We start from the raw sequence: 21,722 nt of genomic DNA, 5'->3' as shown, positions 1-21,722 counted from the left end.
CGTCAGCATCGCGCAGCACGCATTGGTGCGCAAGCTTGTCTGTTGGGGAGCGCCTTATCCCGCTCTTCTGAACATGCCTGGCGTCATGCCATGCATAGCCCGGAATGTACGGGACAGATGGCTCTGGTCCGCGAAACCTGCTGCGATAGCGGCGTCGGCGAGGCCAGATCCCTGTTCGATCAGCGCGCTCGCCCGGCGCAATCGCCGGTCCCGGATATAGGCCGCCGGCGTCAGGCCGATCGCCTTGTTGAAGTCGCGGATGACCTGGAACCGGGTCACGCCTGCCACGCCGGCAAGCCGCTTGAGGTCGAGCTGCGAACCAAGTTCGCTTTCGATAAGGTCGCGACAGAGCGAAAACCTCCGCTGCGATCCTGAGCTTTCGATCTCTTCGGCCTGTCCGCTCGAGCCGCCATGCCGAACGATCAGCCGTCGCAGCGCCACGAGCAGGGACGTCTCGGCCGTCATTGTTTCCGGGGATGTCGAGCCCTGGTGTGCTGCCATCAATGCCGCGGCGAGACTGCTGTCTTCGATCGTCGCGCGCGAAAACATTGGAGCGCCGTCCCGGCCGAGTTCGCGGGCAAGCGCGGTCATCAGCGGCACCGAAGGATAAAACGTCCGGTAGGCCCAGCCTTCGTCCGCGCCGCGTTCGCCGTCATGCCACTCCTCGGGATTGACGACGGCAATGGTGCCTGCCGGAGCGAGAACGCTTTTGCGGCCGATGCGAATGCGCTCGCAGCCAGAGGTGATCAGGGCGATCACATAGGTCGGGTGCGTGTGCAAGTCATAGCGATGCCGGGTGAAGCGCGCCTCGAACAGGCCAAGGTCGGGGAAGCACGGATGGCGCCAGTATTTCCCGGTCTCTGCCGCTTCGTTTGTCCTTGCCATGGTCAATCCGGTTCAAGACGCCTCTCGCCGGGCCTTCTATGGCTGGCAAACCAAGCCGCTTTTTGTCGGCGGAAAGGAGGCACCATGTTGCATAATGACCCCGTCGCCGCGCTGACACCAGAGGTTATAGGCTGGCGGCACCATCTCCATGCCAATCCGGAGCTCGCATTCAATGAATACGAAACGGCCCGTTTCGTTGCAGAGAAACTGCGCTCTTTCGGCGTCGACGAGGTGCATGAGGGGATCGGCGGCACCGGCGTCGTCGGTGTCCTGCGCAGCGGTGGCGGCGCACGCGCCATCGGCCTTCGCGCCGAGCTCGACGCGCTTCCGGTGCTGGAGAAAACCGGCTTGGCCTATGCCTCCAGGAAAGAAGGAGTAATGCACGCCTGCGGCCATGACGGCCACACCGCGATGCTGCTCGGCGCCGCCAAATTGCTTAGCGAGTCGCGCGCCTCGTCACTTTCATCTTCCAGCCAGCCGAGGAAAACGAGGGAGGCAGCATGCGCATGATCGAGGACGGCCTGTTCAAGCGCTTTCCGGTCAAGGCGGTCTATGCGGTCCACAACTGGCCGGGCTTCAGGTTGGGGACGATCGCCGCCCGCGCTGGTGCGCAAATGGCGGCCGTCGATAATTTCGAACTGACCTTCGAGGGTCTTGGCGCGCATGCCGCGATGCCGCAGCTCGGCGACGACCCGATCCTGGCCGCCGGCGCCTTCGTGCAAGCCGTCCAGCGCATCGTCAGCCGCTCGGTCGACCCGCAGAGCGCGCTTGTCGTCAGCATTACGCAGATCCATGGCGGCAATGTCGGCAACATCGTGCCGGGCAAGGTCTGGCTGCAAGGCACCTGCCGCTTCTTCGAGCACGGCCTTTCCGACCATTGCGAGAGGCTGATCGGCGAGATCGCACAAGGTATTGCCGCCGCGCATTCGCTCAAGGCCAGGCTCGACTACAGGAAGGGCTATCCGCCGCTGATCAATACGGCCGATGCGACGGCCCGCGCCGTCGTGGCCGCCGCCTCCGTCGTCGGCCGGGAGAATGTCTTGACCGAGTTCAGCCCCAGTCTCGGCTGCGAGGATTTCGCTTTCATGATCCGCGACGCCGGCGGCTGTTATGCGTGGATCGGTGCCGGCGAGGTCGGCCCGGGCGAAGGCCTGCACGGCGACCGCTACGTTTTCAACGACGAAATCGTGCCGACGGTGATGCGCTATTACGTCAACCTCGTCGAGCAGACGCTTCCGCGGGCCGATCCTTCTACAGCAGTTTTTCCGGCGTGATCGGCAACCCCCGGATCCGCTTGCCCGTGGCGTCGAAGACGGCGTTGGCAACAGCAGCGGCAACGCCGGTGGCGCCGAGTTCGCCGATGCCTTTGCCGCCGATCGGGCTGGCATGCTCGTCCACCTCATCGACGAAGTGGATTATGATGTCGCCGGGAATGTCGGCGTTGACCGGAATGGCGACCCCGGAAAGGTTCTTCGACAGGAACCGCCCTAGCACCGGTTCGTGCCTGCTCTGCTCCATTGCCGCCATGCCCCAGCCCCAGATGATGCCGCCCGTCATCTGGCTGCGTGCGGTGCGGGGATTGACGATGCGGCCGGCGCTGTAGCTGCCGACGGCGCGACGGAGCCTGAGCAGGCCGAGCCCCGGATCGACGCCGACCTCCATGAAAATCGCGCCGAAAGTGCGCATGGCGAGGCCTTTGCCATGCTGCGCCGGATCGAACGAGCCGGAGCCGACGATCTCGCCGATGTCGGTATGGCTCATCACATCGGCGATCGTCTGACCGCCGGCAGCGCCCCTGCGGCGAATCTTGCCGTCCTGCATCTCCACCTCGTCTGGCAGCAGATTGGCAAGACGGGCAAGCTGCGAACGCGCATCTTCGGCGGCGGCAAGCACCGCCGCGCCCACCCCCATGGTCGATGACGAACCATAGGTCGGTCCCGCCTCCGGCAGCTGCGTATCGCCCATTTCCAACTCGATCTTCTCCATCGGCAGGCCCAGCACGTCGGCTGCGATCTGCGGAAAGATGGTGAGTGTTCCGGTCCCTATGTCCTGCGTGCCGGTGCGGATGAGCACCGTGCCGTCCCTGTGCAGCCTGACCTCGGCTGCAGGCGTCGGGTGGCGGAAACAACCCATGGTACAGGTCGCCATGCCGTAGCCGATCAGCCAATCGCCGTCGCGTTGCGGCTTGCGCGGGCGCTCGCGCCAGCCGAACAGGCGGGCGCCTTCCTCATAGGCCTCGCGCAGCTTCTTCGATGACCAGGGCTGGCCGGTGGCCGGATCCGTGTCCGCATGGTTGATCAGACGCAGGTCGAGCGGATCGACGCCCAGGCGGTGGGCGAGCTCGTCCATCGCGCTTTCGAGGGCCCAGGTGCCTGGACCCTCGACCGGCGCGCGCAGCGCCGTCGGCATGGCGACGTTCGCGCGCTCGACGCGCTGGCTGAGACGCATCGCCGGCGTGGCGTAGAGACCCTTCGAGGCTTCGGTGGCGAACTCGACGAAATCGTCGCTCACGGTGGTCAGGTTGATCACGTCCTGTTGCACGGCGGTCAGCTTGCCCGAGCTGTCCGCCGCCAGCACGATCTTCTGCGCCATGCGCGGCTGATAGCCGAGACAGGAATAGGCGTTGGCGCGGCTTAGCGCCAGCCTGACCGGGCGCTGCATGATGCGCGCGGCGGCGGCGGCCAGCACCTGATGCGGCCAGATCCAGCCCTTGCCGCCGAAGCCGCCGCCGGTATGGCGGGAAATCACGCGGACCTTCTCGGCCGGGACATTCATGCGGGCGGCAAGCACCTGGCGGACACCGTAGACGTGCTGCGTGGCATCGTGCAGCGTCAGCTCTCCGTCATTCCACTCAGCGAGCGTCGCCGAGGGCTCCATCGCGTTGTGATGACGCGACGGCTGCAAATAGACGGCTTCGACCGTGGCGGCGGCGTCAGCAAGCCCGCGGTCGACCTCGCCCTTCGTAAACGTCGGCTCCAGGAACAGGAAGCCGCTCTCCCTCGGCGAGACAGCAGCCTTGTCGATGGCGGTCCACTCCGGCGGTGCCGGCAACTCCGGCTCGGCGAACTCGTAGCGCAACGCGACGCGGCGAGCGCCGGCTTCCGCCGCCTCCAGCGTCTCGCCCAGCACAATGGCAAGCGGCTGGCCCTCGTGACGTATCTCGTTGCCCTGCATGGGCATGAAGCTCTGCGCGGCCGGCGGGCCTTCGGCTTGCTGCATCTGCGTATCCGGCTCGGCCCTTGGCGATGCGAACCGGCCGAATTTTGGCATGTCCTCATGCGTGAGCACACGCACGACGCCCTTCTCGGCGAGCGCGTCGTCGACCATGATCGACGTCACGCGGCCGGCCGGAACGGGCGCGGTCACGAGTACCGCATAGAGCAGGTCGGGGGCGAAATAGTCGGCCGCATAGCGGGCGCGGCCGGTCACCTTGGCGCCGCCGTCAGGGCGGGCAACAGGCTGGCTGATCATCATGACGGCATCCTCGCTGCTCTTTCGATCGCCCGCAAAGCGGCGGTCTTGGCCAGTTCGATCTTGTAGGCGTTCTGCGACAAGGGACGCGCTTCGGCGAAGGATTGCTCGATAGCGGTGCTCAACGCCTCGCGATCGCCGATTTCGGCGCCGGCGAGCTGCTCCTCGGCGGCGCTCAGCCGCCACGGCCGCAGCGCGACGGACCCCAGCGCCAGGGCAGCCCGACGAATGGTTTGGCCGTCCATCTCCAGTACAGCGGCGGCGGAGACGATGGCGTATTCGTAGGATTCGCGCTCGCGCACCTTGAGGTAGGCAGATCGCGGCGCCGGCGCCGGCAGCTCGATTGCCGTAATCAGTTCGCCTTGCTGCAACACATTGTCCGCCTCGGGCCGCGTGTCGGGAAGCAGGTGGAATTCCGTTGCCGGAATGCGCCGGCCGCCGCTGCGGTGCGCGGTGACGATGACCGCATCAAGTGCTGCCAGCGCCACCGCCGGGTCGGATGGCTGGGTGGCGACGCAATCCTCGGTCCAGCCGAAGATTGCGTGATTGTCGTTGATGCCATGCAATGCCGAGCAGCCGGAGCCGAGCTCACGTTTATTGCATGGCAGCTGCTCTTCGGCACGGAAATAGGCGCAGCGCGTCTTCTGCAGCAGATTGCCGCCTATCGTTGCGAGATTTCTCAGTTGCGGCGACGCCGCGTTGAGGATCGCCTGGCTCAATACGGGATAATCGCGCATCACCAGCGGATGCTGCGCGACATCGTTGAGATGCGTCAGCGCGCCGATCGTCAAGCCGCCGCCGGGCAGTGCCTCGATCTGATCCAGCCCATCGAGGCGGGAGATATCGATGATCCGCGCCGGCCCGGCAATTCCAAGGCGCAGCCAATTGAGCAATTCGGTGCCGCCGGCGAGAAAGGCGCTGTCCGGCGCGGCACCGGCCGCGATCGTGTCGCCCAGGCTGTCGGCGCGCGCGTAGACGAATGGGGTCATTGGCTCACCCTCCCGGCCGCCGCGCGCACCGCCTCGGCGATTTGCGGATAGGCGGAGCAGCGGCACAGATTGCCGCTCATCCATTCGCGGATCTCGGCATCGGAGCCGGTATGTCCCTCCTCGATCAGCGCCGCCGCCGACATCACCTGGCCGGGCGTGCAGAATCCGCACTGGAAACCATCATGATCGATGAACGCCTGCTGCACGGGATGAAGCGCGTCGCCGTCTGCCAGCCCTTCGATCGTCGTGACCTCGCGTCCCTCGCAGGACACGGCAAGTATCATGCAGGCATTCACACGCCGTTCGTCGAGATGCACGGTGCAGGCGCCGCACTCGCCGAAATTGCATCCCTTTTTCGTTCCGGTCAGATGAAGCCGCTCGCGCAGCAGGTCGAGCAGCGTGACGCGGGGATCGAGATCGGAAAGGCTGTGGTCCTCTCCGTTCACCCGCAACCGCAATAGGTGCCGATCGTGGAAGTCCATTGGGGGTTACCTCGAAGCACATGCCGTACTCGTCGCAGGGACTCGTCCAGCAAGCAGCCACCCACCTGTCGAGGCGAAAATAGGGCGGTCGATTCCGGTGAAAAGGCGCCGCCGGTCAGGGAAGGCTAAAAAAGCGCATTTGAGATTTGCGGCGGAAAGGCCCTGAATGCCGCCGCAAAAAGTGTCACCGTAATTCCGTAATTCCCGTAATTCAGATTGGCTTGGGCGGCCTACATTGAGAACATTGCCGCGCCGCTGTCCAATCTAGGGCAGGCGGCTTTCCATGGCAGGTCGGCCTTGCGACTGGCAATGTCGTCCGGCAAATGAAAGATGAAGCTGAGAACTACGAGTTCGCGATCGGACGACGCCAGGATTCGCCGCAAGCGCACAGGAAACGAACCGTAACCGTGATCGCACTGAGGCGCTACTCGTTGCCGGCGGGCCGAGGAGGATTGCTCGTGACGGTCGGCTAGGGACGGTATCGCGCGGCAGTGTTGAACGCGGCCTGGGGATCAGTACGATCACGAGGGAAATCAGGGAGCGGATCGCCGCGGTGGCAAGGAGGTGCTCCATGCCGGTCGTGGCGTCTGTGACCGCAGGGGCAGGCGCTGTCGAAATCCGCACCCGGCTCATGCCGCTGTTTCCCGTGATGCCACCGCGCTGCACACGCCTCAGCCAGCACGTTCAATTCTCACCGTGACGGAACCGGGACGATCAAAGATCGAAACATCGCCGGCGACCTTCCCGAGCACAACGATGCCGGACGACGGGACGCGACCATTCCGATAGTAGATCACGAAATGATCGGAACTCCACAGCCCGAGCGTGCCGACCGAGAAGTCGCGCTGCCGTGTCTGTTCCGGAAATGGAGCCGGTAGATTTACCGGTCTTCTTCCTGGCGAAGGTGGTCGCTCATCTCAATGGTAAGCGGCAACATCTGAGCAAGAGATTTTGCGGCTTCGTTATCGGCAAGATCGGCCGTGACCTCGCCCCAGTCTGATGAAATGCGAATACGTTCTTGAGCCATCCTGGGTCCAACCATTCCAAATGCAATAACGCCAGCGCTCAGCAGTGATTTCAGCACGGGTCATTCCTCCGTTTTCTAGGCAGATGGAGCCCGCCCCAGCAAACACAGGCTCCATCTCGTCAGTCACGCGGAGAGGTGCTGATTGAAGAAGCTGGTAAGCCTGTCGAACGGAATCAGGTCCACACGGTCGTAGAGATCGACGTGACCGGCGCCCTGGACCCAAACCAGTTCCTTGGGCTCGGCTGCCAGTCTGTAGGCTTCCTCGCTGAATTCCCTCGAATGCGCCTGATCGCCGCTGATGAACAGCATTGGGCGCGGCGAGATCGTCTCGATGTCATTGAACGGGTAGAAGTTCATGAATTTGACGTTGCTGGTCAGCGTCGGCTTAGTCGTTATCTGGTCGGAGACACCCGCCGGGGTAAACTCTCCGCGGGGTGTCCGATAGAAATCGTAGAACTCGCGCTGGATGGGATGCGTCGACGCGGTCAGTTCGAGATCAGTGCCGCCCGTATACTGGATTTGGCCGCCTTCGAATTCGGAGTAGCGCTGTTCGGCGGCCGCCGCGATGATCTGCTTCCGTTGCTCGACGCTTAGCGAGTGATTGAGTGCGTTTCGGTTCGCCGCGCCCATGTCATACATGCTGACCGTGGCGATGGCGCGCATGCGCGGGTCGATCTTGGCGGCGCTGATGACGAAGCTGCCGCTGCCGCAGACACCAATCGCGCCAATGCGGTTGCGGTCCACGAACGCGTGTGTCCCGAGGAAGTCCACCGCCGCGCTGAACGCCTCGGCATAGACATCCGGCGAAACGATCTGTCGGGCTTCGCCCCCGCTCTCGCCCCAGAATGGCAGGTCGATCGCCATGGCGATGAAGCCCTGCTCGGCCATCTTGGTGGCATAGAGGGTCGCGCTTTGCTCTTTCACCGCGCCCATTGGATGGCCGACGACGATGGCCGGATGACGTGCATTGCGGTCGAGGTTCTTGGGAACGAGCAGATTTCCCGCAACATTCATCTGGTATTGGCTCTTGAAGGTCACTTTCTCCAGCGTCACCTGACCGCTTGTATAGAAATTGTTTGCACCGTTTGACATATCTTGAGCCTTTGCGAAGGGAAAGTTGAAGAGTGACGCCCCACTGAAGGCGGCGATGCCGGAGCCGGTCAGCTTCAAAAGCTCCCGCCGGTGGATTTCACGCGCTGGTATTTTCGTATCAGGGGTATTCAAAGGCATTTCCGATCTCCTGTAAGTTTGGGTTGGAATTGAACCACTCGCCACTTTGGCCAGTCCTCTTCGAGTTTGAGCAGACGCCGACCGTTGCCGATCAGCGCGATTGCGAAGCCGGCCAGAACCAAGCTGCCGATGAAGATCGCGGAGATCGTCAGACCATACAGCAGCACCCCTCCGACTACCGCGCCCAGAAGGATCGAAGCCTGGATCGCCGCGACCATCAGGCCTGCCGGCGGCCTCGGCCGCATTTTGCGACATCCATGTCATCCAAATCACCGACATCGCGGTAATGCATTGTTGCAGTGCAAACCTAATGGTTTTGCCATAAAGCGATTACCCGTATAAATCGGCATGAACCTATCGACTATATCGAATAATTCGCTGCAAGCGACGGAGAGAGAAACTTCATGGCCAGAACCGATCTCAACCAATTGACGTGGTTTCAGGCTGTCGCAGAAGAGCGCAGCTTCACCAAGGCTGCGGCAAAGCTCGGCGTCGCGCAATCGACGCTCAGTCACACGATCAAGCAGCTCGAAACACGCATGGGCATACGCCTTCTGACCCGCACGACGCGTAATGTCGCGACGACCGTTGCGGGCGAAAGGCTGCTACAGACGATCACCCCGCGCATTGGTGAAATCGAAGACGAGATCACAGCGCTGATGGCGCTCCGCGAAAAGCCGTCAGGCTCGATCAGGTTGACCCTGTCCGACCACGCGCTCGAAAGCGTGGTCTGGCCGAAGCTTAAGCCGGTCCTCAGCGGCTATCCCGACATTGGCGTCGAACTGATCCTGGACAGCACCTTCCGCAACATTGTCGAGGAAGGCTTTGATGCCGGTGTCCGGCTTGGAGAGAGCGTCGAGAAAGACATGATCGCGGTCCGCATCGGCCCGGACTGGCGCTTAGTCGCCGTGGCTTCGCCGCGATACTTCGCGGCGCACGGCGTGCCTGTGCATCCGCAGGATCTGGTCCGGCACGTCTGCATCAACATGCGTCACGAAACCGCCGGTGGTCTGTACGCATGGGAGTTCGAGCAGGATGGACAGGCGCTGCGTGTCCGTGTGGACGGTCAACTTACCTTCAACAACTCCTACGCCATGATCGACGCGGCAGCGAGTGGCTATGGCATCGCCTATGTTCCCGAGAACATCGTGGAGCGGCACGTCGTCTCAGGATTGCTGGTGAAGGTCCTCGACGACTGGTCACCCTTCTTCGATGGCTATTTCCTCTATTATCCGAGCCGCCGCCAAAACCTTCCTGCGTTCAAGATCATTGTCGACGCGTTGCGGCATAGGGATCCGTCGGGATCGTGATGTCCCTTCGTCATATTGCACTCAGGGGCGTGGTCGATAGCGGCTCATTCCTGAATCTCGATAGGCGCAGCAGGAAAGGCATAGGTCGAGGTCCGGTATCCAACTCGAAGCGTTAGTTATAACCAGAACATCGCGTCGATGCTTGCGCGAAGGTTGGCCACAACTTTCTTCCCCATCGCGCCGGCTGGAGCGAAGCGCATGATCCTACAGGGAAATTGAATAGGTCCGCGGCCGCATCGCACCGCAGCGTAGATGTTGGCTCCCCGGGCCGGACAAGTTCGATAAATCGAACCGCGTACAAAATGCCAGAAAGATCCTTTATTTCCAGTCTCTTGTAGCGACCTCTTCCTCAAAGAGTCTACCGCCTTGGTGTATCTCAAGAGGTATCAGCGGTGTATCTCTCAGTCAAGCGTCATGACGATACGCCAGTGCGCAGCATGCCTGCTCCTCCGTCGTGGGTCAGTTTGAAATTCGATCAAGACGCGTGACAGCTTTCATGTGAACTTCATCGCCGAGGACGAAAGAGCCTCTGAGGCAGCAGATTTCCGGCGGGTCCTTTGAAGCGATCGCCGCCAGGACCAAACCCACCGCAAGCGAAATCGCCAGGGCGACACCTACCGGAAGATGATGCATGCCGGCTTCGTACCGACCGCTCTGACAAGCGTCGACGCACGTTTGGAAACAGTCCTGTCACGGTCTCACACATGCCTAACAAACGGTTAACCGTCCTCACTAGCTCCAGCGCGAACCCCTGGCAGTCGGTCGCCGGGCCGGTGATATACCTCCTCCATTCGGTTCAAATTGTTTCAGGATATTTTTCTAATCGTAAGTTACAATCTCAAACATAGTTCCGGGTTAGCAATCCAATAAGTCTCTGAGCTCGTTATCGTTGAAGTAGCAGGCATGGAAACTGCTGCTATGAAGCAAGTATCAAAGGAGAGTGTCATGGCAAATTTCGTCAAGAGTTTCGCCACAGCTTTAGCCGGTGGTGCACTTGTTTTATATCTATCATTTCCTTCCAGTGCGGCGGGAATTAACGTCGGTGCCGGCGCATCAATTGGCGGCCCAGGCGGCATCAACGCTGGTCTCGGCGCTTCGATCGGGGGCAGTGGCGGCATCAGAGCGGGAGCCGGCGCCTCGATCGGTGGGCGCGGCGGAGTGAATGCCGGCGCTGGTGCTAACATAGGCGGCAGCAGGGGCATTACCGCCGGTGCCGGCGCTAATATTGGCGGCAGGAGTGGTGTCACCGCCGGTGCTGGCGCCAACATAGGTGGCACGAACGGCGTCACCGCTGGGGCAGGCGCTAACATAGGTGGCAGGAGTGGTGTCACCGCCGGCGCCGGCGCAAATGTAGGTGGCGCGGGCGGCGTTACAGCGGGCGTAGGCGTCAACGTTGGTGGCACGGGTGGCGTCGGCGTGGGCGTCGGTGTCGGCGTTGGTGGCGGTACCGTTCCCGGCACCCCTGGCACTCCCGGAACGCCGGGGACACCTGGAACGCCAGGGACGCCGGGCACCCCGCCGAGCGTTGTTGCTCAGCTGTCCAGCAGACAGCTGATGCGAATGAAAAAACGCTGTGTCGACGTGCTCAGCAGCGAAGGGACATATGACAGCGATCTGCGCCAGCTTTGCATGCTGATAGCGCGCCGCTGAGGAGAGTGCGGCGTTAACGGGAGCGTCGAATCGGCCGTGAGGCTTCGACGACACTCTCCTGGCCTCGTGGCCGGGCCCGTCACTCGCAAGGTGGCGGGCTTCTCTTCGTCAGGGTCGTTTCGCTGGGCGGCTGTCGGACCAGTGCTGACCCGCAGCCGTAATTTACTCTTAAGCCAGAGCCGGTAAAAACGGGCATGGATAAGATTTTTCGGAAGCTTCTCCATCTCTTCAACGACACGCCGGTATTGGCTGCGGCCTATGACGGCTTCGATCGCCTGCGCTATGCGAATCAAGCGTTCCGTTCAGCCTACTTCCTGGAGGCAGACGAGACGCCGCTTTGGTCCGATCTTATGCGTCGCAATTTTGAGGCTGGCCGAGGAACGGTCATCCGTGCGGGCGATTTCGATGCCTGGCTGATCTCTACACAGTCGCGGCGGGGCAAGATGGGCTTTAGAGCGTTTGAAACGGACCCAGTCGATGGTCGCTGGCTCTGGATGACCGAAACGGTTCAAAGCGACGGCTGGATGCTCTGCATTGCGAATGACATCACCAAACTGCGAGCCCACGGACGAACAGTCCGACAAGACCTGGACAAGGCAATAAAGGCCTCCAATACGGACGAGCTAACGGGTGTCGCGAACCGACGCTTTGTCACGGCACGAATGGGAGAAATGCTCCAGCGAACGCAAACCGAAGGCCGTGCTGGCTGCGTCTGCGTGCTTGACCTGGACAATTTCAAGTACATCAACGACAGGTACGGTCATCAAGCCGGTGACGTCATCTTGCGAGACTTTGCTGTGCGGATACAACGAGAAGTGAGGCGATCCGATTGCTTCGGTCGCATCGGTGGCGAGGAATTTGTGGTCGTCCTGCCAAACACCTCCACCGCAGCAGCGGAACTGATCGTGGCGAGAATGCTCGCTGCAATCCGCAATTCGAGACCGCTGTCGCAGAGCGCCGATTTTGGGTATTCCTTTTCAGCGGGGATCGCCCCCGCTCAACGGGGCGATACCATCGACGATGTGCTCGCGCGCGCCGACACGGCCCTCTATTCCGCAAAAATGGCAGGCCGCAACCGCATCCACCTGGCAGCTTGAGACCGGCCTATTCTGTGCAGCGGGGATTTTGTCCCGTTTCATCAACACCCCTGTGTTTTCCACAGAAATTTGCAACCAATGGTGCCAAGCCGCGGGTGCCGCACTTCCACCAAATCGGCAGGGAAAAAGACACGGGCCGCGAAGCGATCGACATTAAAGGGCCAAATCAGGCGACGAAATGCGCCTCATGACCCCTTGGGGCGTACCATTGGCTGGAAGTGCGGAGGGCTCGCGGACCAGCATGGCCTTACCGTTAGTTGAATCTTAAGGGAAGGCATGCAAGAGGGTTTGGTGACGGTTTTCGCGATGGGCGAGCAGCCGGAGACAAAGGAGCACTCCAATGCGCGCCAAGCTGGCAGCCACTTTGGCTTTTCTTTCGACAGCGTCCCTGATGACCAATTCTGCCTTTGCGGCGACAGCGGCTGGCAACATGACGGTTCGCCTGACGATCACCAACGAATGCAAGGTGCAGACTGGTGGCGACCTGAATTTCGGCAGCCATGGCGTTATCGACGCAAATCTCGATCAGACCACCCTCATCGGCGTGCAATGCACCTCCGGCCAGACTTACAACGTCGGTCTGGGCGTGGGCAAGGGCTCTGGCGCGACACTTGCGGTTCGCAAAATGACCTCGCCGGCGGCTGCCACGATAAACTACACGATCTATCGGGACAGCGCGCGGACGCTGGTTTGGGGTGAGACCGTTGGTACCGACACAGTTACGGGAACCGGTGACGGCAACGTGCAGAACATCACCGCCTATGGGCGGGTGCCTGCGCAGTTGACGCCGGCAGCAGGCGACTACACCGACACCGTCGCGATTACCGTAACCTATTGACCCTTCCCCAACCACGAAGGAATTGCCATGCGACCCATGCTGACACGCATCGGTGCCGCAGCGATCGTCTTGCTGTGCGCGGGTTTGTCTCATGCGGCTTCCCTGAGGGTAGCCCCGACCAACCTTGAATTGATCGCCCCCGATAGCGCGGCGGTAATTACCCTGCGTAACGATGCCAAGCGGCCCATAAATGTGCAGATTCGCGTCTTTCGGTGGAGCCAGGCCGGCGGCGTCGAGAAGCTGGAGCCGTCGACGGATGTCGTCGCTAGCCCGCCATCGACGCAGATCGGACCGAATGCTGACTACGTCGTTCGCGTCGTTCGCGTCAGCAAGGCGCCGGTAGCCACAGAAGAAAGCTATCGCCTCCTGGTGGACGAGTTGCCTGACCCGTCGAGGAAAAAGGCCGGAACCGTCGCTCTGGTGCTTCGCTATTCCGTACCTGTCTTCTTTCGCAACCCCGATGCGAAACCCTCTGACGTCTCGTTCAGCCTATCGCGAGCCGGAGGCAGGCTCGTCCTGACAGCGCGCAACAATGGTGAAAGCCGCCTGAGACTGTCGAATCTCAATCTGGTCCAAGGCAGCAAGAAGCTCGGAGCTCGCAGTGGGCTGGTCGGCTATGTTTTGGGCGGCGCTACAATGCAATGGCCGCTCGGCAACGCCAAGTCGCTGGCCGCAAGCCCTGTTATGCTCAAAGGGCAAAGCGATCTTGGACCGTTCGATGCCCCAGTTGCGATCAAGGGGCGCTAGGGCCGCGGTCGTCGTTGCGGGCATCACCCTCCCTCTCCTGGCGGCGAACGCGCAGGATTTACCAGCCGAACCGCAGATTACGGACTCCGCTTCCCCCCGAGCGGAACGCCGGGATCTTTACCTTGAAGTGTTCATCAACGACGTTTCGACGGAACTGATCGGGACTTTCACGGAATTTGCGGACGGCAGCCTGGCTACAACGCCGGACGAACTCACCCAAGTTGGCCTGAAGCCCGTGGATAGCGCGATCGATGCAGACGGTCTGGTCAGGCTGGATCAACTGCCGGAGCTGGCCTTTCGCGTCGACGACGCAACCCAGCGCCTTTACGTCACGACGACTAACGATGGTCGATCCGCGCACGTCGTCGACATTCGCGGCAGCGATAAGGAAGATCGCCTGAAGCCGCAATCCGGCTACGGTGGTGTGCTGAACTATGCGCTTTTTGCAAGCTCCAACAGCTGGTTCGAAGATGATCTGGACCTGTTCCAAGGCATTTCCGGCGGCTTTGACGCGCGCGTTTTCAGCCCCTTCGGCACGCTCGGCCAGTCATTCACCGCCGGCTATTCGGACGGCGAGTTCGGCGGGCTTGTGCGGCTCAACACGACCTGGAGCTACTCGGACCCAGAACGCCTGATGACCTATCGGGCAGGTGATTTCATTTCCGGCGGCCTGTCGTGGACCCGGCCCGTCTACCTCGGCGGCGTCCAGGCGCAACGCAATTTCCGGCTTCGGTCCGACCTGGTCACACTGCCGCTGCCGTCGTTCGGAGGAACCGCAGCCGTCCCTTCGACGCTTGAAGTCTATACCCAGAACGTCCGCACCTTCAGCGGCGACGTTCCCGCTGGGCCGTTCCAGATCACCAATCTGCCCGTGTTTGCAGGCGCCGGCGAAGCGCAGGTTGTCTTGCGGGACAGCCTTGGTCGCGAGACTAGCGCCACGCTGCCGTTCTACACGTCCTCCTCAATGCTGGGACAGGGTCTGCTCGATTTCTCGGCGGAAGTCGGATTTCCCCGGCGCAATTTCGGCATCGAATCTGCCGACTATGACCAGCGCCTCTTTGGCGTCGCCAGCGCCCGATACGGTCTCACCAACTGGCTGACACTCGAGGCCCATGCCGAGGGCGGCGAAGCATTGGTCAACGGCGGCGTGGGCGCGGACTTTCCGCTCGGGCGTTACGGCGCTGCCTCGGTGGCGGTCGCCGGCAGCCATCATGAGGGCCGCACCGGGGCGATTGTGAACGCATCGCTGGAGACGAGCTATGAGGGATGGTCGATTTACGGTCGCATCCAGCGTGCCTTCGGCGACTATCAGGATGTCGCCTCGGTGACTGCAGAACCTTCGTTCCCTAAGCCTGGCGATTTGCCGATCTTTAGCGGCAACGTCCCGCGATCGATTGATCAGGTAACTTTGAGCGTTCCGGCGCCCCTTGAGTTTTCTAGCCTCAACTTCTCCTACACGCATCTCGAAAGCGCCGAAGGCGAGAAGAGCCAGATTATCGGCCTTTCCTACAGCCAGCAATTGTTCAAACGAAGCAGCTTCTACGCCACGGCATTTGCCGACCTCGAAGACCGCGACAGCTTCGGGGTGTTTGCCGGGATTTCCATTCCATTCGGGGACGACATCACCGCCGCAACCGGCGTGGAGAGCGGCCCCGACGGCCTTAATGTGGTCGCCGACATTGCCAAATCCGAGCGTCTGGAGGACGGCAGCATCGGGTGGCGAGCACGGACGTCGGAAGGAGAAACGACCAGTCGCTCGGCTGCCGTCAGCTACAAGGCTCCCTTCGCTCGCTTCGAGGCCGATGTTCAACAACATGACAATGAGTTCAGAGCCACCGCGCAGATGGATGGCGCGATCGCGGTCGCCGGCGGCGGCATCTTCGCGGCCAGTCGTATCGACGATGCTTTCGCGGTCGTCGAGGTCGGTGCGCCTGATGTCGATGTGCAATTCCAGAATCGACCGGTCGGCAAGACGAACAGTCGCGGCCGCATTCTGATCACGGGTCTCAATTCATATGAGCCGAACACCGTGTCGATCGATCCCAAGAACCTGCCAGTCGATGCGGACATTCCGGCCACCAAGGAAATCGTGGTGCCGGCCGATCGCAGCGGCGTCGTGGTGAATTTCGGGGTTTCGGAAGCGCCGGAGGCGGCGCTCGTCACCCTGGTCGACAGTAGCGAGGTACCGCTTGAGGCGGGCCTGAACGGCCGCATTGACGGTGGCTCAGAAGCTTTTGTTATTGGCTACGATGGCCAAGCCTACATCCAAGGCCTGGGTGCCAAAAACGCGCTTGTGGTGGATCGTTCGGATGGGAGTTCTTGCAGGGCCGAATTTGCCTACCAGCCCACGCCCGGCCAGCAAGTGGCGATCAAGGATGTGACGTGCCGGTGAGAATGGGAAACAAGATGCTCCGTTTTGCGATGTTGTTGGGCGCTGCTCTATTCTCGTCGCACGCTTTCGCGCAAAGCTGCAGTTTTGGCGTCTCCAACATGAACTTTGGTTCGGTCGATACGCTATCGAGCAGCCAAACCAACTCCACCGCAACGCTAAGCATGAATTGCACCGGCGGCCTGGTTGGCGAGCAAATCCTGCTTTGTGCGCATTTTGCAGCTGGCAGTGGTGGCGCATCCACGGCGACGGCGCGGCAGATGCTGAGCGGAGCCAACAGTCTCAACTATCAGCTCTATTCGGACTCGGCGCGCAGCATCATCTGGGGGTCCTATGCATGGGCCTATGCGTCGCGCCCACCGGTCCTACGGTTGACGCTTGGTCTCTTGGGTACGGCCACCGGCACCGCCACCATCTATGGCGCGGCATTTGGTGGCCAGGGCACGGTTACGCCCGGGACCTATCTCTCGACCTTTTCCGGCGCGTATGTCGAATATCGTTACCGCGTCACCAACGCCAATAACTGCAATACGGCTAACAGCACCACCCTAGCGCCGGCTTCGACCTTCACGATAAATGCAACGGTCGCTGCGAATTGCCTCGTTTCGACCGGCAACATCGATTTTGGTTCGACGGGCGTTCTCGCCGCGAATGTCGATGCCACCGGCCAGGTCTCGATAACCTGCACGCCGGCGACGTCTTACACACTCTCCTTGAACGGCGGGACCACGGGTTCACCCCCAGCAGCCCGCAAAATGTCAAAGGGCGCGGAAACCGTGACTTACGGCCTCTACAAGGACATCGCCCGAACTCACCCGTGGGGTGACGCGTCGACGCCTGGCAGCACGGTGACGGGAACTGGGACGGGGGCACCCCAGGCCTTGACCGTTTATGGCCGGGTGCCGCCGCAGGCCTTGCCGTCGGCCGGTGTCTACACCGACACGGTGGTCGTCACAGTCACCTACTGAGTGGGACATGACGCGGCCCCGGGAGCGATATCCATTTGGGCAGCCTGGCTGCAACAATGGACGCGAACGCCAAGGCCGACAGCAATAAGCATTTATGAGAACTTAGCCGATCGAGCAGCCTCATTCGCCAGCCGATCAACCTCCTCGTTCAATGGATCGCCGTTGTGGCCACGCACCCAGTCCCAGGTGATGTCGCGACCGGCAACGACGGCTTCCAGTTTCTCCCATAGTTCACGGTTCAGAACTGGCTTTCGTTGGGCGGTCTTCCATCCCTTGGCCTTCCAGCCGACAAGCCATTCTGTGATGCCCTTGATCACGTATTGACTGTCGCTTCTGAGGAAGACCGGGTTATCGCTCTTGATCAACTTCACGGCCTCGACGGCTGCCGTGAGTTCCATCTGGTTGTTGGTCGTGTCCCCGTTCGACCCAGACGCCGCCTTTCGCTGCAACTCGTCCGGCCCGTCCATCGATTGCAGGATTGCCGCCCAGCCGCCTGGGCCAGGATTGCCGATGCAAGCACCGTCTGTGTGAATAACAATGTGCCGGCCGGGATGGCGGGCCTTCGCATCGGTCATTGGTGGTCTCCGGTTTGTCGGTTTGAAATCGGCATCGCTGGCAGGACAGCATGTTCGATGAGCAAGCCCGTTGCCTCCTCGATATCTTCCCCGATATGCCGTAGGACACGTCCACGGGAGCGAGGATAGACGTGAAGTTCCCGCACTCCGCCCGGTCCGGTTTCCCATCGCTTGTGGGTTCCCGATGCCATTTTATGGACGAGCTTGGCCACCTGAACGCGTTTGTACTCCGGCTTCCGGTCCGCTTGCGGGTCGGCTGCGATGGCCATCTCGACGGAAAGCCAAGCAACTATAACGCGGCGGGGCTCGATCTTCGCCTTTCGCAGCCTCGCCCACGCCGCTTTCGCCCGAGCTTCGGGAGATAGCCCGCGAAGCCTGAACGCCTCTACATGAGGCCCTGCGGCCCGGTAGAGCGTCTCCACGCGGTCGACTGCATTGCGCACCCATGAGTCCCCGGCGTTCGCCTCCAGCCATGCGTAGGCTGTCTGCCGATGGGGCGCGAGTTCCTTGGCAGTGAAGGAGCGCCGATAAGGGCTGCCATGCCGAGAGTAGTGATCAGAGTGTTGACGACAAAAGCGGGTGTCCAGACCATCGTCGGTACCAGCACGAGCGGGCTTGCCGCATCCCACGACACAACAACGCGAGAACATGCTGCTCGGCTCGGCGGCACGCTGCTTGACCTCGTTCTTGCGCTCGCGCTGTCTGATCCAATTAGTCGTCAATCTCGAGTCCCTCTATGGTGAGCTGTGGGTTTCCCAGTGGGGTAGGACAGGCTTTACCTGGGAGAGATAAGGGACAGAGAGATCAAAAGAACATCCCCTCTTACAGTCATTCCCTCGAGGCTTCCTCGGTAACAGTGCCTTCCACATGGGCATGTCGATGAAAGGTGTCGAGCATGACCTTCTTGGCCATGGAGACAACAGAGACTGGGACCAGCACAGCGTCGTGGATCGGCAATGCCACAATGCCCCTGTCTTTCAGTGTCAGCAGCACCTCGATCATTATCTCGCTTTCGATAAACTGGGCATCGTGCCCGAGACCACGATGAAAGTGGTTCCTGATCAGCGGGTGTTTCGCCTCGATCGCCTCGACCACATCACCGACCTTGTAGCTCCGCGAGAACAGCCTGCGCGTCCCCTTCGGGAAGCGGTTCAACGTATCTGAAGCGAAGATCATGGCGCTCATGACCTTCTTGATGCCGGGCCGATTCAAGCCATGGCCCCAGATGTCATAGAGGTCCTCGAATGGTGGCTTGTGACCAGCCATGCCGTAGAGGATGCGTGGTCCGACCTGGCCGTAATCGAGTTCAACGGCTCGCTCGCCACTCATCCATAATCCCTGTCGGCGTTCGTGCTTGCGGAGGCTCTGCCAGAAGCCGCCGAACAACCTGCCCCCGCTGTCAAAACGGGACTGAGTGAAGATGCGCCGGAGTCTTCGGTCACGGATGCTGAACTGCGTCCTTGGCCAGGGGAGGCCCTCTGAGTCGAACCGCAAATCGGCGTCAGCGATCCAACGATTGATCTCGTCAAGTTCAGCCCGGTGTCGCTCCGTGTCTGGCGTGTCGTCGTACTCCTCCAATCCGCCTTCGTCCCAGTAATCCTCGCGATCCTTGACGCGCTTCAGGACAATGGTCTCGCCGTGCGGGTATTCGTCGAGGTCCTCGATTCCAACTCCTTGCTCAGCGATCCTATCAAGAAGCCGGGTACCGAGCCGGATGACGCTCGCCCTTGCAGCGCCCTCCACCGGGGCAGCAATGTGCTGTTCGAGATAGGCCATCTCAGGCTTCGCCATGAGGTCAAGAATGTGTCGGAACATCTTGCTGTACGCGCGCGGCCGATAGCGACTCTTTGTGCCGAGAACACGGTTGGAGCGCGTTACATAGATGTCGCCTGGATGCTCGGCGACCTGATGGTGCATGAGGTCCGACAGAACGGCGTCAACGGTCAGGTCGAACGTTTGCTGATCCCGGTCCCGGCGCTTGTTCGTCCTGAGTCCGAAATGGGCCTCGCAGTTCAGGAGCAGCCCGATCGCTTCCACGATGATGGCCTTAGAGTTCTCCGAGGCGGCGAACCGGTAGGCGTTGAAGGGACTGTCGCGCTCTTCCTCTTCATCATCGAGTTCAATCACCGTCGGTGTAGTCTGGTCCATCTGCAAAACTTCTGGTCGTCAAAATAGCCACCCCGCATACGCGGGCACATCAACGGCGATAAGGAGGCAAGGTGTCGCGGCAGCGCTCCTCGCTACGCTGCCCTGTCCCGCTTTGCCAGCTTCGCCACGGTCGCCCGAGAGCAGCCCATGCTGTCAACAATCTGGTTCCAGCTTGCGCCGATCTTCAGCATCGCCAAGATGGCGGCGTTCCGCTTCGCGTCCTCCTGCCGGCCCCGCATGCGCCCGTCGGCCTTGGCCTTCGCGATCCCTTGGGCCTGTCTCCTTCTGCGGTCGGTGTAATCCTTCCGGGCAATGGCGGCGAGCATGTCCAGCATCATGCAATTGATCGCCTCGGCCATGCGCCGGGAGAACTCGTCACCTGCATCACTGACAGCCTGCCACGATGTCGGCAGGTCTAGCGCCACAACCCGCACCTGCTTCGCCTTCAGGTCGGCTCTCAGCTTCTCCCAATCGGCCTCATTCAACCGCGAAAGACGATCAACTTGCTCCACCAACAGCACGTCTTGGGGATGACAATCGCGCAAGAGCCGATCCAACTCTGGGCGCTTCAAAGTTGCCCCACTCTCGTTCTCTTCATACCAGGCCGCCACCGCCAGCCCACGCTCTTTGGCAAATCGTTCAAGGTCCGCCCTTGCGCGACCCGCGTCCTGTTCCTTGGTCGATGCGCGGAGATACGCCCTGATGAAAGACATGTTCGGAAACCCTCTGTGGTTCAGTTAAGATGGTTTCCATTAAACGGTTCATTATAGGTGATCAACAATTATCTTTTGGGGTCGGTTTGGCTGGTACCGCTGGAGCATACCCCCGCGAACCGAAGCGTGGCAGATTGTTCTTGCGGTAACTGCAGGCCGACTTGTTGGGACGAAGGGGCACCGACGATCCTCGCGAGCCAATTATCCGGCGGTCTACTGGTAATACTGGCAGGTATGGCAGCGAGCCTTAATGCTGCCGCCGAAGGATCAACGCAAGCGCGCCGAATAGCGCCAAGGCAGGCAAAACCACGTACCGACACGGTCGCCAACGTTCCAACGATAGAAACCAGCCAGCGCCACCATGCCGGACAATCCTGCGACGAACGCCGCGACCCAATCGAAATCCATTCGATGCCCCATAGCGGAAACCGCCTGCGCAACCTATACGCGCGGAGTTAAAGACCGATCAACACAACCTGGCGTGACCCTGCAGGATGGCCCTACCGTGTCCCTGATGGAGCGACATGGGCAAAGCACTTGGTTAGGCCCATCCTGTGACACAAGCTGTGCCATGGGGCAGCCCAAACGCGCCGCATTGCGTGAATCAAGAGGGGGCACGGGGGGTCGCCGCCCGAGCCAGTTATCCGATCCCCCGCTCAGAGATTTCTTCCAAAAATTCCGCCTGCGTATGTACGTTTTCAAACTCTTTAGAAGGTGGCTCCAAAGATTGCCGCTTGGGTTCTATCTCGGGAGGCGCTTGGAATGGACGTTCAGACGCACGGTGGACAGCCGAAAGCCACAGCCTGGGCACTAGTGCAGGAGGCCATCACCGGCACCCGGAGCGGCGACATTGTCTCTTAAAGGCAACCCTCGCAGTGGTGAGCGAATGCGCCCCTTATCTCCAAGATACCGACTGCGATTGATCACGGTTCTGATTGACCTAGCCACCAGCCAAGGTTTGTTCGTCGCCCTCGTACATACGAGAACCCTGATGGCAACCCATTGGTTCGGGACTGACCCTACCGGATGCCCCGCAACGTCAATGCCCCTCGGTAGGCCGGCAGGAGCTGCTTACTGACGAGATGGCCGGGTGGTCTTCGGCTATCCGGTCCAACAGCGTACGCATCCGGTGAAGACCGCAGACGTGCGCATCCGGCAGCCAGGAGAACCTGAGCACCGGAGTGCTGGGGTCAAGCTTTCTTT

21 protein-coding genes and 1 pseudogene are annotated in these 21,722 nt (G+C 61.2%); 8 read left to right on the top strand and 14 right to left on the bottom strand.

The genetic code is table 11. The features are described from left to right. Positions 1 to 54: 54 nt before the first annotated feature. A complete protein-coding gene (locus tag NKI39_RS05570) occupies positions 55 to 885 on the bottom strand; it encodes an AraC family transcriptional regulator (protein WP_352685039.1) in 831 nt (276 codons plus the stop codon). Between NKI39_RS05570 and NKI39_RS05565 the strand changes: the two are divergent. Beyond that, positions 790 to 2,159 (top strand): annotated as a pseudogene (locus NKI39_RS05565) (amidohydrolase). The gene NKI39_RS05570 and the pseudogene NKI39_RS05565 sit on opposite strands and share 96 nt — an antisense overlap. On the opposite strand, the gene NKI39_RS05560 reads toward NKI39_RS05565, so the two are convergent. The 7 genes from NKI39_RS05560 to NKI39_RS05530 all read right to left on the bottom strand — a co-directional run bounded on the left by NKI39_RS05560 (position 2,137) and on the right by NKI39_RS05530 (position 8,302). After that, complete coding sequence (locus NKI39_RS05560; RefSeq protein ID WP_352830975.1) at positions 2,137 to 4,359, bottom strand: xanthine dehydrogenase family protein molybdopterin-binding subunit; 2,223 nt, start codon at positions 4,357 to 4,359, stop codon at positions 2,137 to 2,139. The pseudogene NKI39_RS05565 and the gene NKI39_RS05560 sit on opposite strands and share 23 nt — an antisense overlap. Next, positions 4,356 to 5,345, bottom strand: coding sequence for an FAD binding domain-containing protein (locus NKI39_RS05555; RefSeq protein WP_352830973.1), 990 nt, complete (start codon positions 5,343 to 5,345; stop codon positions 4,356 to 4,358). Before NKI39_RS05555 ends, NKI39_RS05560 begins: the two co-directional genes overlap by 4 nt. Next, positions 5,342 to 5,827 carry a (2Fe-2S)-binding protein gene (locus NKI39_RS05550; RefSeq protein ID WP_352830971.1) on the bottom strand — a complete coding sequence of 162 codons (486 nt, stop codon included), beginning with the start codon at positions 5,825 to 5,827 and terminating at the stop codon, positions 5,342 to 5,344. The genes NKI39_RS05555 and NKI39_RS05550 overlap by 4 nt, the downstream gene beginning before the upstream one ends. 671 nt (positions 5,828 to 6,498) lie before the next feature. Further along, a complete protein-coding gene (locus NKI39_RS05545; protein WP_352766966.1) occupies positions 6,499 to 6,645 on the bottom strand; it encodes a hypothetical protein in 147 nt (48 codons plus the stop codon). Between the two features lie 62 nt (positions 6,646 to 6,707). Beyond that, positions 6,708 to 6,911 (bottom strand): cyclophilin-like fold protein, encoded by a 204-nt coding sequence (locus NKI39_RS05540; protein WP_352470375.1) that lies wholly within the window; start codon positions 6,909 to 6,911, stop codon positions 6,708 to 6,710. 66 nt (positions 6,912 to 6,977) lie between these two features. After that, positions 6,978 to 8,024 carry an alpha/beta hydrolase gene (locus NKI39_RS05535; RefSeq protein WP_352830969.1) on the bottom strand — a complete coding sequence of 349 codons (1,047 nt, stop codon included), beginning with the start codon at positions 8,022 to 8,024 and terminating at the stop codon, positions 6,978 to 6,980. Between the two features lie 50 nt (positions 8,025 to 8,074). After that, entirely contained in the window at positions 8,075 to 8,302 is a 228-nt protein-coding gene (locus tag NKI39_RS05530) for a hypothetical protein (protein WP_352470377.1), read from the bottom strand. A gap of 186 nt (positions 8,303 to 8,488) precedes the next feature. Here NKI39_RS05530 and NKI39_RS05525 point away from each other — a divergent pair, with 186 nt between their 5' ends. After that, the gene (locus tag NKI39_RS05525; protein ID WP_352771454.1) at positions 8,489 to 9,394 is read left to right on the top strand and encodes a LysR family transcriptional regulator; all 906 of its coding nucleotides are present in this window, start codon (positions 8,489 to 8,491) and stop codon (positions 9,392 to 9,394) included. 459 nt (positions 9,395 to 9,853) lie between these two features. On the opposite strand, the gene NKI39_RS05520 is transcribed toward NKI39_RS05525, so the two are convergent. Continuing rightward, positions 9,854 to 10,027, bottom strand: coding sequence for a hypothetical protein (locus tag NKI39_RS05520; protein WP_352830967.1), 174 nt, complete (start codon positions 10,025 to 10,027; stop codon positions 9,854 to 9,856). A 312-nt stretch (positions 10,028 to 10,339) separates the two neighbouring features. On the opposite strand from NKI39_RS05520, the gene NKI39_RS05515 reads away from it, so the two are divergent. From NKI39_RS05515 to NKI39_RS05490, 6 genes are all read left to right on the top strand, one after another. Further along, positions 10,340 to 11,044, top strand: a complete 705-nt coding sequence (locus NKI39_RS05515) for a hypothetical protein (protein WP_352830965.1) — start codon at positions 10,340 to 10,342, stop codon at positions 11,042 to 11,044. Positions 11,045 to 11,238: 194 nt separating this feature from the next. After that, positions 11,239 to 12,141, top strand: coding sequence for a GGDEF domain-containing protein (locus tag NKI39_RS05510; RefSeq protein WP_352830963.1), 903 nt, complete (start codon positions 11,239 to 11,241; stop codon positions 12,139 to 12,141). 391 nt (positions 12,142 to 12,532) lie between these two features. Beyond that, a complete protein-coding gene (locus NKI39_RS05505) occupies positions 12,533 to 12,979 on the top strand; it encodes a Csu type fimbrial protein (protein WP_352831272.1) in 447 nt (148 codons plus the stop codon). Positions 12,980 to 13,006: 27 nt separating this feature from the next. Beyond that, positions 13,007 to 13,726 (top strand): fimbrial biogenesis chaperone, encoded by a 720-nt coding sequence (locus NKI39_RS05500; RefSeq protein WP_352830961.1) that lies wholly within the window; start codon positions 13,007 to 13,009, stop codon positions 13,724 to 13,726. After that, a complete protein-coding gene (locus NKI39_RS05495; RefSeq protein WP_352830959.1) occupies positions 13,698 to 16,118 on the top strand; it encodes a fimbria/pilus outer membrane usher protein in 2,421 nt (806 codons plus the stop codon). The genes NKI39_RS05500 and NKI39_RS05495 overlap by 29 nt, the downstream gene beginning before the upstream one ends. 14 nt (positions 16,119 to 16,132) lie before the next feature. Continuing rightward, positions 16,133 to 17,083: a Csu type fimbrial protein gene (locus tag NKI39_RS05490; RefSeq protein WP_502898551.1), complete on the top strand. Its 951-nt coding sequence runs from the start codon at positions 16,133 to 16,135 to the stop codon at positions 17,081 to 17,083. Between the two features lie 92 nt (positions 17,084 to 17,175). On the opposite strand, the gene rnhA is transcribed toward NKI39_RS05490, so the two are convergent. The 5 genes from rnhA to NKI39_RS05465 form a co-directional block, all read right to left on the bottom strand. After that, positions 17,176 to 17,658, bottom strand: coding sequence for a ribonuclease HI (gene rnhA, locus NKI39_RS05485; protein WP_352830955.1), 483 nt, complete (start codon positions 17,656 to 17,658; stop codon positions 17,176 to 17,178). Further along, positions 17,655 to 18,380, bottom strand: coding sequence for a hypothetical protein (locus NKI39_RS05480; RefSeq protein WP_352830953.1), 726 nt, complete (start codon positions 18,378 to 18,380; stop codon positions 17,655 to 17,657). The genes rnhA and NKI39_RS05480 overlap by 4 nt, the downstream gene beginning before the upstream one ends. Before the next feature lie 106 nt (positions 18,381 to 18,486). Next, positions 18,487 to 19,806: a hypothetical protein gene (locus NKI39_RS05475; RefSeq protein WP_352830951.1), complete on the bottom strand. Its 1,320-nt coding sequence runs from the start codon at positions 19,804 to 19,806 to the stop codon at positions 18,487 to 18,489. 92 nt (positions 19,807 to 19,898) lie between these two features. Further along, the gene (locus NKI39_RS05470) at positions 19,899 to 20,519 is read right to left on the bottom strand and encodes a recombinase family protein (protein ID WP_352830949.1); all 621 of its coding nucleotides are present in this window, start codon (positions 20,517 to 20,519) and stop codon (positions 19,899 to 19,901) included. Between the two features lie 267 nt (positions 20,520 to 20,786). Further along, positions 20,787 to 20,927 (bottom strand): hypothetical protein, encoded by a 141-nt coding sequence (locus NKI39_RS05465; RefSeq protein WP_352830947.1) that lies wholly within the window; start codon positions 20,925 to 20,927, stop codon positions 20,787 to 20,789. Positions 20,928 to 21,722 lie beyond the last annotated feature (795 nt).

Origin of the sequence: Mesorhizobium sp. M0664 (assembly GCF_040320565.1) — a bacterium.
Classification (GTDB): domain Bacteria; phylum Pseudomonadota; class Alphaproteobacteria; order Rhizobiales; family Rhizobiaceae; genus Mesorhizobium.
The sequence above is the reverse complement of the archived record's forward strand: the minus strand, read 5'-3'. Positions and strand labels throughout refer to the sequence as shown.

Excerpts from the sequence above, each read along its gene's own strand:
- NKI39_RS05570 (WP_352685039.1), bottom strand. The coding sequence starts at position 885 with ATGGCAAGGACAAACGAAGCGGCAGAGACCGGGAAATACTGGCGCCAT.
- NKI39_RS05560 (WP_352830975.1), bottom strand. The coding sequence starts at position 4,359 with ATGATGATCAGCCAGCCTGTTGCCCGCCCTGACGGCGGCGCCAAGGTG.
- NKI39_RS05555 (WP_352830973.1), bottom strand. The coding sequence starts at position 5,345 with ATGACCCCATTCGTCTACGCGCGCGCCGACAGCCTGGGCGACACGATC.
- NKI39_RS05550 (WP_352830971.1), bottom strand. The coding sequence starts at position 5,827 with ATGGACTTCCACGATCGGCACCTATTGCGGTTGCGGGTGAACGGAGAG.
- NKI39_RS05530 (WP_352470377.1), bottom strand. The coding sequence starts at position 8,302 with ATGGTCGCGGCGATCCAGGCTTCGATCCTTCTGGGCGCGGTAGTCGGA.
- NKI39_RS05525 (WP_352771454.1), top strand. The coding sequence starts at position 8,489 with ATGGCCAGAACCGATCTCAACCAATTGACGTGGTTTCAGGCTGTCGCA.
- NKI39_RS05520 (WP_352830967.1), bottom strand. The coding sequence starts at position 10,027 with ATGCATCATCTTCCGGTAGGTGTCGCCCTGGCGATTTCGCTTGCGGTG.
- NKI39_RS05515 (WP_352830965.1), top strand. The coding sequence starts at position 10,340 with ATGGCAAATTTCGTCAAGAGTTTCGCCACAGCTTTAGCCGGTGGTGCA.
- NKI39_RS05510 (WP_352830963.1), top strand. The coding sequence starts at position 11,239 with ATGGATAAGATTTTTCGGAAGCTTCTCCATCTCTTCAACGACACGCCG.
- NKI39_RS05505 (WP_352831272.1), top strand. The coding sequence starts at position 12,533 with ATGACCAATTCTGCCTTTGCGGCGACAGCGGCTGGCAACATGACGGTT.
- NKI39_RS05500 (WP_352830961.1), top strand. The coding sequence starts at position 13,007 with ATGCGACCCATGCTGACACGCATCGGTGCCGCAGCGATCGTCTTGCTG.
- NKI39_RS05495 (WP_352830959.1), top strand. The coding sequence starts at position 13,698 with ATGCCCCAGTTGCGATCAAGGGGCGCTAGGGCCGCGGTCGTCGTTGCG.
- NKI39_RS05490 (WP_502898551.1), top strand. The coding sequence starts at position 16,133 with ATGCTCCGTTTTGCGATGTTGTTGGGCGCTGCTCTATTCTCGTCGCAC.
- rnhA (WP_352830955.1), bottom strand. The coding sequence starts at position 17,658 with ATGACCGATGCGAAGGCCCGCCATCCCGGCCGGCACATTGTTATTCAC.
- NKI39_RS05475 (WP_352830951.1), bottom strand. The coding sequence starts at position 19,806 with ATGGACCAGACTACACCGACGGTGATTGAACTCGATGATGAAGAGGAA.
- NKI39_RS05470 (WP_352830949.1), bottom strand. The coding sequence starts at position 20,519 with ATGTCTTTCATCAGGGCGTATCTCCGCGCATCGACCAAGGAACAGGAC.
- NKI39_RS05465 (WP_352830947.1), bottom strand. The coding sequence starts at position 20,927 with ATGGATTTCGATTGGGTCGCGGCGTTCGTCGCAGGATTGTCCGGCATG.